This is a genomic window from Streptomyces sp. NPDC050121, from assembly GCF_044460385.1.
Taxonomy (GTDB): Bacteria; Actinomycetota; Actinomycetes; order Streptomycetales; family Streptomycetaceae; genus Streptomyces; species Streptomyces soliscabiei.
On record NZ_JBITJV010000008.1, the window covers coordinates 40,147 to 53,792 of the forward strand.

At 73.6% G+C, this 13,646-nt stretch carries 9 protein-coding genes; 7 read left to right on the forward strand and 2 right to left on the reverse strand.

Going from position 1 to position 13,646, the window contains the following annotated elements; translation table 11 throughout:
• Positions 1 to 3 precede the first annotated feature (3 nt).
• The 3 genes from ACIBTS_RS14400 to ACIBTS_RS14410 all read left to right on the forward strand — a co-directional run bounded on the left by ACIBTS_RS14400 (position 4) and on the right by ACIBTS_RS14410 (position 6,288).
• Positions 4 to 3,804, forward strand: coding sequence for a DUF5682 family protein (locus ACIBTS_RS14400; protein ID WP_399319367.1), 3,801 nt, complete (start codon positions 4 to 6; stop codon positions 3,802 to 3,804).
• Entirely contained in the window at positions 3,801 to 5,639 is a 1,839-nt protein-coding gene (locus tag ACIBTS_RS14405; protein ID WP_399319368.1) for a hypothetical protein, read from the forward strand. Before ACIBTS_RS14400 ends, ACIBTS_RS14405 begins: the two co-directional genes overlap by 4 nt.
• A 109-nt stretch (positions 5,640 to 5,748) precedes the next feature.
• The gene (locus ACIBTS_RS14410) at positions 5,749 to 6,288 is read left to right on the forward strand and encodes a DinB family protein (RefSeq protein ID WP_399319370.1); all 540 of its coding nucleotides are present in this window, start codon (positions 5,749 to 5,751) and stop codon (positions 6,286 to 6,288) included.
• 2 nt (positions 6,289 to 6,290) lie between these two features.
• On the opposite strand, the gene ACIBTS_RS14415 is transcribed toward ACIBTS_RS14410, so the two are convergent.
• Positions 6,291 to 6,668 (reverse strand): hypothetical protein, encoded by a 378-nt coding sequence (locus ACIBTS_RS14415; protein WP_399319372.1) that lies wholly within the window; start codon positions 6,666 to 6,668, stop codon positions 6,291 to 6,293.
• Positions 6,669 to 7,049: 381 nt separating this feature from the next.
• Positions 7,050 to 9,179 carry an alpha-galactosidase gene (locus ACIBTS_RS14420; RefSeq protein WP_399319374.1) on the reverse strand — a complete coding sequence of 710 codons (2,130 nt, stop codon included), beginning with the start codon at positions 9,177 to 9,179 and terminating at the stop codon, positions 7,050 to 7,052.
• A 137-nt stretch (positions 9,180 to 9,316) separates the two neighbouring features.
• Between ACIBTS_RS14420 and ACIBTS_RS14425 the strand changes: the two genes are divergently transcribed.
• From ACIBTS_RS14425 to ACIBTS_RS14440, 4 genes are all read left to right on the forward strand, one after another.
• Positions 9,317 to 10,354 carry a LacI family DNA-binding transcriptional regulator gene (locus tag ACIBTS_RS14425; protein ID WP_399319376.1) on the forward strand — a complete coding sequence of 346 codons (1,038 nt, stop codon included), beginning with the start codon at positions 9,317 to 9,319 and terminating at the stop codon, positions 10,352 to 10,354.
• A gap of 114 nt (positions 10,355 to 10,468) precedes the next feature.
• Complete coding sequence (locus tag ACIBTS_RS14430; protein WP_399319378.1) at positions 10,469 to 11,791, forward strand: ABC transporter substrate-binding protein; 1,323 nt, start codon at positions 10,469 to 10,471, stop codon at positions 11,789 to 11,791.
• Positions 11,792 to 11,808: 17 nt separating this feature from the next.
• Positions 11,809 to 12,732: a carbohydrate ABC transporter permease gene (locus tag ACIBTS_RS14435; RefSeq protein WP_399319379.1), complete on the forward strand. Its 924-nt coding sequence runs from the start codon at positions 11,809 to 11,811 to the stop codon at positions 12,730 to 12,732.
• 8 nt (positions 12,733 to 12,740) lie between these two features.
• On the forward strand, positions 12,741 to 13,556 hold the full coding sequence (locus tag ACIBTS_RS14440; RefSeq protein ID WP_399319713.1) for a carbohydrate ABC transporter permease: 816 nt from the start codon (positions 12,741 to 12,743) through the stop codon (positions 13,554 to 13,556).
• Positions 13,557 to 13,646 lie beyond the last annotated feature (90 nt).

The following is a 13,646-nucleotide window of genomic DNA, read 5'->3' on the forward strand; positions in this document are numbered from 1 at the left end:
GGCGTGTCCCTCCACCCCACCGCACCGGGCGCCCCGGACGAGGCGCTCGCCGCCCTCACCGACCCGGCCGCGCCCTACCTCATCGGCGTACGGCACCACGCGCCCTCGCTGGCCGCCGCCGTGCCCGCGCTGCTGGATCAGGCGAAGCCGGACGTGGTGCTCGTCGAGCTGCCGGTCGAGATGCAGGAGTGGCTGCCCTGGCTCGGGCACGAGGGGACCCGGGCCCCGGTGGCGCTCGCCGCGGCGCCAGGTGACAGCAGGGGCGGCGGGGGCAACGGGGGCGGCGGGGGTCCGGCGTTCTATCCGTTCGCCGACTTCTCGCCCGAGTTGGCCGCGGTGCGCTGGGCCGCCCGGCGCGGTGTCCCGGTGATCGCCTGCGACCTGCCCCTCACGGACCGGGCGTGGGCCGAGGGGCGCGACGGCGGCACGGCGCCAGGGGGTGCGCGGGGGCTCACCGACGCGCTCCGCGCCCGGCTCACCGGCCGCCCCGGCGACGATCTGTGGGACCGGCTGGTCGAGGCCACCGCTCCGGGCTCCCCGCCCGAGGCCCTGCGCCGGGCGGCCCTGCTGACGGGGTGGGCGCTGCGCGAGGACGCGGCCGCCTGCGGCGGGGTGCCCGAGCTGGATCTGCGGCGCGAGTGGTGGATGCGGTCCCGTATCACCGAGGCCACCGCCGACGGCGCCCGGGCCGCTGTGATCATCGGCGCCTTCCACGCCCCGGCGCTGACGGGGTCGGCCCTGGCCGAACCAAGCACCTTCGCCTTCCACGCCCCGGCGCTGACGGGGTCGGCCCTGGCCGAACCAAGCACCTTCGCCGAGCGGCCCGGACAGGAACGGCCCGAGGCCTCTCACCCCGGCGGTCGCGGGCGGGCAGAGACGTCCGGCTCGGCCCTGCCCGAGAAGGGCAGGGCTTCCGGCCCGGCCGGCGACGAGCCGCCGGATGTCTCCCTCCCGGCCGGCGGCGAGCGGGCCGAAGCCGGCGCCCCGGGGCGGGGCTCGTGGACCACCTCCCTGGTCCCCTATTCCTATGCGCTCCTGGACGAGCGCTCCGGCTATCCGGCCGGGATCCGGGACCCGGAGTGGCAGGACATGGTGTGGCGGGCGGCAGGGGATCCGGCCGCGTTGGAGGAGGCGCTGACGCGGGCGGCCGTGCGGGTCTGCGCGGAGTTGCGGGGGCTCGGGCATCCGTCCGGGCCCGCCGACGCGCGGGAGATCACCCGGCTGGCCTCGGATCTGGCCCGGCTGCGCGGGCTGCCCGCGGCGGGCCGTGGCGAGTTGGCCGAGGCCGTGCAGACGGTCCTCGCGCAGGGCGAGCCGTACGGGCGGGGACGGGCCGTGGCGCGGGCGATGGAGCGGGTGCTCGTCGGCACGCGTACCGGCCGGCCCTCGCCGGACGCGCCGCGCAGTGGTCTCGCCCCGGCGGTCGAGGGCGAGGTGGCGGGGCTGCGCCTGCCCGGACCGGAGAGCTCCTTGGGCGCGGCCCGGGAGCTGCGGCTCGACCCGCTGCGCTCGGATCTCGACCGGCGTCGTGAGCTGCTGTTGCGGCGCCTCACGGTGTGCGGGGTGCCGTACGGGGAGGCGAAGGAGGTCGTCGGCGCGGGCGGCGCCGAGGCCCTCACCTCGCGTTGGGAGGTGCGCTGGACGCCGGCGACGGCGGCCATGCTGACCGCGGCCGGCGTGCGCGGGGTCACCGCCGCCCAGGCCGCCGAGGGCGTGCTGCGTGAACGGCGGCGCACGGAGCGGGACGAGGGCGGTTCGACGGCCGCCCAGGTGCTGCAAGGGCTGGCGGAAGCCGCGGAGTGCGGGCTGGCGCTGCTCGCCGACGAGCGGCTCGACGACATCGCCGAGGTGCTGCCGCACTCTGGCACGCTGCCCGAACTCCTCGCCGCTCTGGCCCTGTTGGACCGGCTGCGGTCCGGTCACGTGCCGGGGCTCGGCGCCGACGAGGACCGTACGGCGCGTGCGGCCGGTGTCGCCGAGGGGCTCACCGCGGCGGCGGTGCGGCAGGTGGACGGCCTGACCGGCTCCGAGGACCCCGCCGACGCCCACGCCCTGCTCGAACTCGCCCACCGGGCCGACCTGTTGGGCGGAATCCGGCTCACCGACGCCCTCGCCCGACTGGCCGCCGCCGGCTCCCCGCTGATGCGCGGCGCCGCCGGAGCCGTCCCGGTGCTGCTCGGGCAGGAGGACGCCCGGGCCTTCGGTGACCGTGTCGCCTCGTGGGTCGACGGGGCCGTAGATCCCGACGCGCGGTCGGCGCTGACCGCCCGGCTGAGCGGGCTGCTCACCGCCGCGGGCCCACTGCTGGAAGCCGCGGCGCCCGCGCTGGAGCCCCTGCTCGACCGCGTCTCGGAGCTGCCCGACCGGGAGTTCCTCGACCGGCTTCCCGCGCTGCGGGGCGGATTCGACACACTGAGCCCCGCCGCCCGCGACCGTCTCCTCGCGGCCGTCGAGGAACGCCTCGACACCGGGTACGTCGCCGACACCGACGGCGTCGACCCGGCCGCGCTCGCCGCCTGGACCGGAGCGGACCTCGCGGCCCGCGCCACCCTGCGATCGCTGAGGCTGCTGCCCGCGCCACGCGGCGACGCACAGCCGCCGATCCCCGAGGCCGTCGCCCCCGCAACCGCCCCCACCCCCACCACCGGCACCGGCACCGGCACCCGCCCCGTCGTGGGCTCCGTCGAGGAGGATCGCCGCCTCGCTCCCGCCGACCGATGGCGGCTCGTCCTGGGCCGCCGCAGCGACCGGCTCCCTTCGTCCGCCCGCACGTTGGCGACGGCGCTGGACGAGCTGTACGGCAGCGGGCGCGGCGAGGGCAGCCGTGGGGACCTGACGGGCCCGGGGTCCGGCGGCGGCCGGGACGTGCCGTATCCCGGGGTGCGGGAGTGGTCGGAAGAACTGACGGCGCTGTTCGGGCCGGGCATCCGCGAGGAGGTGCTGGCGGCGGCCGCCGCGTCGGGCCGCAACGACGTGCTCATGGAACTGGACGCGGACAGCGTGCGCCCCTCGGTCGATCTGCTGCGCACGGTGCTGCGGCACGCGGGCGGGCTGCCCGAGGCCCGGCTGGCCGCGCTGCGTCCGCTCGTCCGGCGGCTGGTCGACGCGCTGACCCGGCAGCTCGCCACCCGGCTGCGGCCCGCCCTGCACGGCACGACGCTGCCGCGCCCCAGCCGGCGTCCGGGCGGCGGTCTCGACCTGCCCCGTACGCTGCGCGCCAACCTGGCGACCGCGCGGCGCGACCCCGACGGCACGGTGCACGTCATCCCCGAGCGCCCGGTGTTCCGCACGCGGGCGCGACGGGCCGCCGACTGGCGGCTGATCCTCGTCACGGACGTGTCGGGGTCCATGGAGGCGTCCACGGTGTGGGCCGCGCTCACGGCCTCGGTGCTGGCCGGGGTGCCGACGCTGTCCACGCACTTCCTGGCGTTCTCCACGGAGGTCATCGACCTCACCGGCCAGGTCGACGACCCCTTGTCACTGCTGCTGGAGGTCAGCGTCGGCGGCGGCACGCACATCGCGGCGGGGCTGCGGCACGCGCGTGAGCTGGTCACCGTGCCGTCGCGGACCCTCGTCGTGGTCGTGAGCGACTTCGAGGAGGGCTACCCGCTCGGCGGGCTGCTCGCCGAGGTGCGCGCGCTGGTCGGGGCGGGCTGTCACGTCCTGGGCTGCGCGAGCCTCGACGACTCCGGCCGGCCCCGCTACTCCACGGGCGTCGCCGGTCAGCTCGTCGCCGCGGGGATGCCCGTCGCCGCCCTCAGTCCGCTCGAACTCGCCCGCTGGGTAGGGGAGAAGATCGCATGAGCACGGGTCAGGACCTGCCTCCGGTCGCCCCGTCCGTCACCGCCGAACTCGTCGAGGCGCTCTCGCCCCGGCTGCGCAAGCGGCTGGACGCGGGCATCGCCAAGCTCGCGGCTCGTCCGGTCGTCCGCGAGGGCGACACCGTTCGGATCGCCGTCGACGACGACACCGACGTCGAACTGCACGCGCCGGGCGGCACGGTGGCCGACGCGGACGCGATCCGCTGCGGCTGTCTGCTCGCCCCCGACTGTCTGCACCGCGCGGCGGCGGCCTCGGCCGCACCGGTCGCCGACCCCTCGCCCGACGCGGCACCCACGTCCTCACCGGAAGCGCAGACGGAAGCGAAGAAGAAGACAGAGGCGGAGACAGAGGCGGAGGCGGAGGAGAAGGCGGAGGCGCAGGAAGAGGCGCAGGAAGAGGCGGCGACGCAGGGCTCGAAGCCGGAGCCGGAAGCCGCCGGCCCGGCCCAGCTCGCCGCCGCACGGGCCGTGTACGACGCGTCGGCCGCCGTCCTGGAAGCCGGTACGGACGGGTCCGGCGCCGTGCTCCAGGCGGAGCTCCTGCGCGCCGCGCACACCGCCCGGCTCGCGGGACTCCCCCGTGCCGCCGCCTCGGCGGTCTCCGTGGTCACCGGGATACGCGCGGCCCGCTCCGCCGATCCCGGGTACCGGCGATCCGACCTCGTGGACGCCCTGCGCACCGTCCTCGGCGTGGCCCACCGGCTGCCCTTCGCGAGCGGCCCGGACCTGACCGAACTGCGCGGCGCCGTACGGCAGCCGTACACCCCCGACGGCTCGCTGCGGCTGTACGGCGTCTTCTCCGAGCCGGTGTCGACGGCGACCGGGTACGCGGGCGCGGTCACCTGGACCGCCGACGCCGGGGGCCGCCTCTACACGGTGTCCGACGTGGCTCCGGGCGGACCGAGCCGGGCGACCGGCGCCGCCGACCGTGCCGTCCGGATCGGGGACACCGCGCTGACCCACCGTGAGCTGTCGCGGGCGGGGCTCGCGGTCTCCGGGGCGACCGTCTCGCCGACGGGGCGGCTCGGCGCGGGGGCGGGGGTGCGGGCGGTGCGCGCGTCCGGCGCCGCCTGGGACGCAGAGCCGCTGGAGCGGCTGTGGGCGGTGCCCGTCGCCGAGCAGGTCGCCCGCGCTCTGAGCGATGGCCATGGCCTGCTCTTCCTCGACGTCACCCTGGTGGGCACGGTCCGCGAGTCGGCCGGCGACTGCCTGCTGGCCGACAACGACGGCCTCGCCGTCCGGCTGGCCGCGGCCCACGAGGATCCGGCGCTGCCGTATCGCGACAACCTCCGTCTGCTGGCCGCCGCCCGGGGCAGCCGACTGCGGATCGTGGCGCGGCTCGTGCCGGGTCCGGCCCCGCGCGCGCTGCTGCTCGCCGCCGAACATCCCGCCCGGCCGGACGCCCGGGTGGATTTGGGCCTTGACCGCCTCCAACACGCGGACCTGCCCACGTCCGTGGCGGCCTCCGCCCCCGCCCCCGCTCCCGTGGTGGACGAGGCGCCGCTGCATCTCCTGCGCCGCCGTGTGCACCAGGCGGTCTCCGGCGGCCGTCGGGTGCTTGCGTTCCCGGACAGCGGGCCGGGCGACGGCGGGCGACTGCGGCGCGTCGGTCTCGCCACCGCGGGCGACCTCCTCGACGAGCTGCGGGCCGCCGCCGCGGACCGCTCCCGGGACGCCTTCGGCCGGCTGCTCCCCGCCGACACCGGCCGCTTCGCCCGCGCCTGGCTGGCCGCGGCCGTCTACACCGCCGAGGTCGAACGGGCACTGTGCGCGACGGCCTGGGGTGCGGGGACGGAGGTGGTGCCGGCGGCGCTGTGAGGATGCAGACCGATGGCCGCCCCATTAGGCCAGGATCTGACCTCTATGGCTTCTAAGGTGGTCCTCGACCGCGGAACAGCCTTCACGGCAGTAACGGAAGAAGAGGACCATGAGCGACTCCACCCCCCTCGCCCAGACCGTCACCGGCGAGCGCGCCGACCTGCTGGAGGCGCTCGCCAAGCAGCGGCACTTCCTGCGCTTCACGACCCGCGACCTCACCGACGAGCAGCTCGGGCAGCGGACCACGGCCAGCGAGCTGTGTCTCGGCGGCCTGATCAAACACGTCACGTCGGTCGAACGGTCTTGGGCGACGTTCATCCTGCAGGGCCCGTCGGCGATGCCCGACTTCACCAGCATGACCCAGGAGGACTTCGCCAAGCGGGCCGACGAGTTCCGCATGCTCCCGGGCGAGACGCTGGCAGGAGTGTTGAAGGACTACGACGAGGTGGCGCACCGTACCGACGAGCTGGTCGCGACCCTGCCCGACCTCGACGCGGACCACCCCCTGCCGTCGGCCCCGTGGTTCGAGCCGGGTCTGCGCTGGTCGGCCCGCCGGGTCCTGCTGCAGATCGTCGCCGAGACCGCGCAGCACGCCGGTCACGCCGACATCATCCGCGAGTCCCTGGACGGGTCGAAGAGCATGGGCTGACCTCAGCCACTCCCGAAGACCTCCGCGACCTCCAGGACGTGGGTCTGCCAGGGCTCCAGGGCGACGAACAGGCCCGGGTCGACCAGTTCGTCGCCGTCGCGGTCGTACGACTGTGAGGTGAGCAGGTCGGTCAGGCGGTGCGGGCGCCCGCGCAGGTCGTCCCAGGGCAGGGGCAGCCGGGCCTGGGACGGCTGGTCGGAGTCGTTGACGGCGACCAGGTGGCGGGCGTCACCGTCCATCCAGGTCCAGGCCAGCAGGTTGCGGCGGGTGTCGTTGTCCGGCCAGCGCACGGGCGGTGGCGAGGAGGACGGGCGATGACGGACGGCGACGGAGCGGCGGATGCCGAGCGGAGGCGGCATCGCCGGTGTCAGCGACGACAAGCAGCGGCTGTGCTTCGCGCGAGCAGGAAAAGCCGTCGGACGTCGAGGTTGCTGAACGTCTTGACCACCCGCGACCCCCGGCCAGGTGCCACTGCACGAGGGCGCCGGCAGTGACTGACCGTTCGCCCCGGACATCGCCGGCCAGTACTTCACGGGCGGCCTCGACGAAGGCGTGGACCTCGGCGTCCTGAGGGCGGTGAACCGCACTGACGCCGAGGCGCTCTTCCCCTGCGTCTGGCCGCCGCTCCCCCGTCGGCCGGGTCACGTCCGGCCGGGCCTTGCCTGCGCCACCGCGTTCAACGGGCCGGAGCCCGCCTTGTCTTCACACTCCTCCGGCCCCGCGACAGCTGAGGCCGCCCGACACGGCCGAGGGACGGTTTCTCACGGGAGGTTCGCGGGCTGCTGGGTGAGGCGGATCAGCAGGACGGCCGGGGTGCGCGGGAGCGAGATCCGCAGGCCGCTGCCGTCCCAGACCGCCGAGCCGGCGGTCGCGGCGGACGGGTGCAGGATCTCCGCCCGTACTGCGCGACCGGCCAAGTGCCGGATCGGCAGCCGGAGTTCAACCTCACCACCGCGGCGCCAGACGGAGACGTACGACGTCCGGTCGCCGGGTACCCGCATCCCCAGGGCCAGCCACTCGTCCGTCCACCCGGGCAGGCCGAGCGGCCAGAACGGCGCGGCCTGTGCGAGATCCCCGCGGATCGTCCGGTATGCGCCCACCGCGTCCCGCACCAGGGCGAGTTGACGCTGCGTCATCCGATCCAGATGGCCGGAGAGATGGATGCGTCCGAGGAGGGCGCCGCCGAGGGTGAAGGTGATCAGGTCGTCGTCGTAGCCGGGCTGCGGGTAGGCCCAGACGGCACCCTGCTCGGGCGGGGCGGCCGTCGGCGCGGCGGCGGCGATGGGCGGGTAGCGCAACGGGTCCTGCTGGTCGCTGGTCGACTGGAGCTGGGTGACGGCCAGCGTGGCGCCGTCCATCCGCATGCCCCCCGAGGCGCAGTTCTCCACGACCAGACCGGGATGACGGTCGAGCACCTCGGACAGCCAGTCCAGGTAGGCCTGGGCGTGGCCGAGCAGTCCGGCCCCCGGTGCGAGGTCGCCGGGCGCGCAGGTGCCCGGGCCGATCACGATGTTGTAGTCGAGCTTGAGATAGCCCACGCCCCAGTCGCCGACGATGCGGTCCACCGTCCGGTCCAGGTGCGCGCGGGCCGCCGGGTGCCGTAGGTCGAGCTGGTGGCGGCCCTGCTCGGTGAGGCGTACGCCGTCGCGCTGGAAGAAGGCGTCCGGTGGCAGCGCGGCGGCGACGGGGCTGCGCACCCCGACGACCTCCGGCTCCAGCCACAGCCCGGGCACCATGCCCCGTTCCCGGATCCGCTCCAGGACCGCCCGGATCCCACCGCCGGGGAAGCGGCGCGGCGAGGGCAGCCACTCGCCGACGCTGTCCCACCAGCCGTCGGCGTCGTCGTCGTACCAGCCGGAGTCGATGCAGAAGTACTCCGCTCCGGCCTCGGCCGCCGCGTCGATCAGGGGCAACAGCTTCTCCGTCGTCGGGTCGCCCATCAGCGTGTTCATGTAGTCGTTGAAGACGACGGGGAGCGCCGCGTGGTCCGGGTGCGGACGGCGGACGGCACGGCGGTACGAGGTCAGCGCGCCCATCGCCGCGTCGAACCCGGCGCCGAGGGCCAGGACCCCGGGCACCGTGGTGAACTCCGCGCCGGGGGCGAGGCGGACCCGCCACTGGTGCTCCGCGTCCGTGGGACCGTTCAGCGCCAGGTAGGTACGGCGGGCGCGTTCGCCCAGGTCCCAGCGCCAGCCGGCCGGAGACTCGACCTGCCACAGCCAGGTCCGGCCGCTCCCCCGCTCGGTCAGCGCACCCATCGGCAGATGCCCGTCGGTGGGCCAGCTGCCGCGTCCAGTGAGGGCGAGGGCGGCCCGGCTGTCGTGCTGGTGGGCGTCGGCGTTGATGTCGGCGACCGTGTCGCGCAGCGGCTCGGCGTACCAGCGGCACTCCGCGAGCCAGTCGTTGCGGGCGCGGTGCACGTCGAGGTCGTCCGGCGAGGGCAGGCCGCCGAGCAGCAGGCTGCTGACGGACTGGACGACGACAGGCTCGGCGCCCTCGTTGCGCAGCCGGACGCGGGAGCACAGGACGGGCAGTCCGGCGGGAGACGTCAGCTCGACGAACGCCGTCAACCCGGTTTCCTCGTCGTGGAGTTCGACGGTCAGCCACTGCCGGTCGGTGCAGGTGCCGCCGAGGTGGGACCGGTAGCGAAGCCGTGCGCCGAGGGCCGTGCCCGTGAAGCGCGGGCCGGACCAGCCGCTGCCGTGGCCGAGAGCGGTCAGCTCGACGAGGGGAAGGGCCGATTCGGGATCCGGGGCGGAGCCGGTGTCGTCGTCGGCCCGGTCCAGCCGGAGCAGTCGCAGCGTCCCGTCGGGGGCGGTGCCGAACTCGATCTCGAGGGCCGGATGATCCCAACTGAACCGAACCTGGGGGTAGTTGATGACTCTTCGCATCGCATCCGCCGTACCGGTCAAGGTGCTTCCCCTCCCGACCCCGCCCCAGCCGGTGCGCCGGCGGCGGTCGCGTCACTCGCGTGAATCCCTCGTTACGGTCTCTTGACGACCCCTGTGTGACCGGTCACAATCCTGGCATGAATGTGACCGGTCACACAAGGCGTCCGGCGAGCATCCGGGACGTCGCGACGGCCGCCGGAGTCTCGTACCAGACGGTCTCCCGGGTGATCAACGGGCATCCCAGCGTCAAGCCCGCGACCCGGGAGCGGGTGCTCGCCGCCATCGACGAGCTGGGGTTCCGCCGCAACGCGACGGCGCTCGCGCTGGCCAGCGGGCGCAGCCGGGCCGTGACCGTGCTCACCGCCAACACCACCCACTACGGCTACGCATCCATCCTCCAGGGCATCGAGGAGGCGGCCCGCGCCGCGTCCTACGCGGTGGGCATCGGCGTGCTGGAATCGGCGGACGAGTCGGCGGTCGCCGCCGAGGTACAGCGGGCGGCGGACGCGAGCGGCGGACTGATCGTGATCGCCTACGATCCGGCCGGCGTCCGGGCCCTGACCGCCGTCCCCGCCGGGCTGCCCGTCGTCGGGGTGGTCGAGACGCCGGCGAGCCCGCCCGCGGGCGACCGCCCCTGGGTGTGGACCGACGACCGCGAGGCCGCCTACCAGGCGACCCGGCATCTGCTCTCCCTCGGCCATGAGACCGTGCACTACGTGGCCATCCCGTCCAGCACCCGGCGCACCGGCGCCCGCACCACCGGCTGGCGCGAGGCCCTCAAGGAGGCCGGGGCTCCGCAACCCCGTCCCACGCAGGGCAGTTGGGGTCCGGCGGGTGGTCACGCGGCGGGCCGCAGGCTCGCCCGGGACCCGGCCGTCACCGCGATCCTGTGCGGCAACGACGACCTCGCCCTCGGGGTGCTGCGCGCCCTGCACGAGGCAGGCCGGTCCGTGCCCGGCGAGGTCAGCGTGGCCGGGTTCGACGACGCCCCGCACTCCGCCTACCTCACGCCGTCCCTGACGACGGTGCGGCTGGACTTCACCGGCCTCGGCAGGTCCGCCTTCGCCCTGCTGCACGGGGCGCTGGAGGAGTCCGCGCAGATCGCCCCGCACCCCGTCTCCGTACCGGAGCTGGTGGTGCGGGAGAGCTCGGGGGCCGCGCCCGCCCACGACTGACCACCCCCTACGAGCCCCTACGAGCCCCTACGAGCCCCTACGAGCCCCTACGGATACGTCCCCCCGCAGAAACGAGTCCTGCCTCCTGCACCCCCTGTTCCGGAAAGGCACGTGATGATGAGAAGAGCTCTCCCTGCCCTGGCGCTGGCCTGCGCCCTCGGCCTGGCCGCCACCGCGTGCAGCGACCCCACCGCCGCCGACTCCGGCACGGACGCGAAGAAGTCCGCCGTCGACCCGACCGCCCGCCTGGACGGCGTACGGCTGACCATGTGGACGGCGCAGAACACCCTCAACGCGCCCCGCCAGGTCATCGACGCCTTCGAGAAGGCCACCGGCGCGAAGGTGCAGACCCAGGCGATCCCGGACCTCTACGAGCAGAACGTGCCGACCAAACTCGCCTCCGGCGACCGCCCCGACCTGATGTTCTGGCAGCCGTCGATCTCCACCCTGCCGTTCGTCCAGCCACGGCAGAACCTCCTCACCCTGGACGGCGAGGAGTGGGTCGCCAAGCTCGGCGCCACCGAGAGGTCGCTCGGCGTCATCGACGGCAAGCGGTACGCGGCGATCGTCACCAGCCCCGCCATGCTCGGCGTCTACTACAACAAGGACGTCTTCCGGCGGGCCGGGCTCACCGAGAAGGACTTCCCGAAGTCGTACGACGAGCTGCTGGCCCTCGGTCACACCGTCAAGGACAAGGCCGGCACGGCCGCCTTCTACGAGGCCGGCGGCGACAAGTGGCCCCTGCAGTGGCAGATGCAGGTCCAGCTCACCGACCTCGACCAGCAGTGGTGGGCCGGCCTGAACGAGAACAAGGAGAAGTGGACCGACCCGGTCGTCGTCGCCGCGATCAAGAAGTACAAGGAGAAGCTGCTCGACGCGGGCCTCGCCCAGAAGAACTACCGCACCGGCACCTTCACGGGGCAGGCCGACGCGCTGTGGAACGGTGACGTCGGCATGGTCCTCAACGTCACCTCCTTCCAGAGCCAGTTGCAGGCCAAGCACTCCACCGCCGAGATCGACTCGAAGATCGGCTGGTTCCCGGTCGCCGAATCCTCCGCAACCGGTCTGTACTCGCCCGACCAGACCAACGGGGTCGTCGCCTTCAGGACGGGTGACGAGAAGCGGCAGAACGCGGCACGGCAGTTCCTCGCCTTCTGGCTCGGCCCGGACTACCCCGCCTACATCAAGGCGATGAAGATCCCGTCCGTGGAGCCGTCCGTGCCCACCCCCGACGGACTTCCGCAGACGTCGAAGGCCCAGGTCGCGGCCCTGCCCAAGGCCATCGGAGTGTTCCAGGCCAAGGCGATCGTCGCCCCAGACACCCATCTCTACCTCGCCGACATGATCTACGACAAGAAGAGTCCGCAGCAGGTCGCCCAGGCGATCCAGGACCAGTTCGCGCAGGTGGCCAAGGCCCAGGGCGCGCCCGGCTTCTAGACGACACGGGGCTTCCCATGGCGGGCACAGCGATACGCACACACGAGCAGCCGACGACGAGAAGCGGACCGAAGCGGGTGGGACGGCTCCCGCGCGCCGCCGTGCACCACCCCTGGTGGTTCGCGCTCCCCGCGATCGCCGTCTTCGCGGGCTTCTTCCTGGTGCCGAACCTGCTCAACTTCTACTACCCGTTCACCGACTGGTCCTCCTACCACCCGGGCATCTCCTTCACCGGTCTCGACAACTTCCGGACCATCGCCGACGACGGCTCGCTGCTGCGCGCGATCCGCACGACCCTGCTGTACGCCGTGCTGGCCGCGCTGTTCCAGAACGGCTTCGGGCTGGCGCTGGCCCTGCTGCTGGAGGCCGACACCCGCTTCAACCGCTTCTTCCGCGCCGTCTTCTTCCTCCCGGTGCTCATCTCCGCGCTCGCCACCGGTTACGTCTTCCAGGCGCTGCTCGACCAGGACGGCGCCGTCAACTCGGTGCTGGGCACGGACATTCCATGGCTGGGCTCGACCACCTGGACGCTGGTCCTGGTCACCGTCGTGCACGGCTGGAAGTGGATGGGCCTGTCCATGCTGATCTATCTGGCCGGCCTCAAGGGCATCCCCGGCGAGATGCTGGAGGCCGCGAAGTGCGACGGAGCGGGGCCCTGGCGGACCTTTCGGTCGGTGCGCTGGCCGATGCTGGCGCCGGCCCTCACCTTCAACGTGACGACGGCTCTGATCGGGTCGATGAACACCTTCGACATCGTGCAGGCCACCACGGGCGGCGGGCCCGCGGCCTCCACGGAGGTCTTCAACATCTATATGTTCCGGGTCTTCGGACAGGGCCTGTACGCCCAGGCCTCCGCGATGAGCCTCGTGCTGTTCCTGGTCGTGGTCGCCGTCGCGATCCCGCTGGTCGTCGGCCTGCGGCGAAGGGAGCAACTGCTGTGACCGCGCTGATGTGGCGCTACGGCCGCCCCGTCCTCGTCCTCCTCCTGGCCGGTCTCGCCGTCGGCGTGCCGCTGTGGCTGGTCGTCGTCACCTCGGCCAAGCCGCAGGCGGAAGCGCTCAGGCCGAACCTCGACCTGCCGCGGCACTGGCAGCCCGGCAGCAACTACGCGGACGTCCTCGACGAGGGCGAGATGCTGCGCGGCTTCGTCAACTCGGCGCTGGTCGTGGTGCCTTCGGTGGTTCTCGTCCTGGTCCTCGGGGCGGGCGCCGCCTGGGTCTTCGCCCGCCGCAGGTCCTGGCTCGTCTCGGCGGCGTACGCGCTGTGCGTGAGCGGGCTGCTGCTGCCGCCCGCGGTGATCACCATCGTGATGGAGCTGCGGCAGCTGGGGCTCGCCAACACCCGGCCCGGGATGATCGCCGTCTACACCGCGATGTACCTGTCCACGTCGATCTTCTTCATGACGGGGTTCATCCGCGCCATCCCGCTGGAGCTGGAGGAGGCGGCGCGGATCGACGGGGCGCGGCCGCTGCGGATCTTCCTGCGGATCATTCTTCCGCTGCTCAGGCCCGTGATCGCCACCGCGACGATCATGGTGATGCTGTACGCCTGGAGCGACGTCTTCTACTCCTTCTTCGTCCTCGGCGGGGGCGAGCGGGCCACCCTCCCGCTGAACCTCTACAAGGTCGCCTCCGCCCAGCTCTACCTCAACAACTGGCATCTCGTCTTCGCCTACATCGTGGTGATGAGCCTGCCCATGGTCGCCGTGTTTCTGGTCGGCCAGCGAAAGATCGTGTCCGGAATCACCAGTGGAGCCGTCAAATGACCGGAGGTCCAGCAGCGTGAGCCCCCGCACCGGTACGACATCCCGCATACCTACCCGTACGAGAACAGCCCTTGTCACCGCCGTACTTGG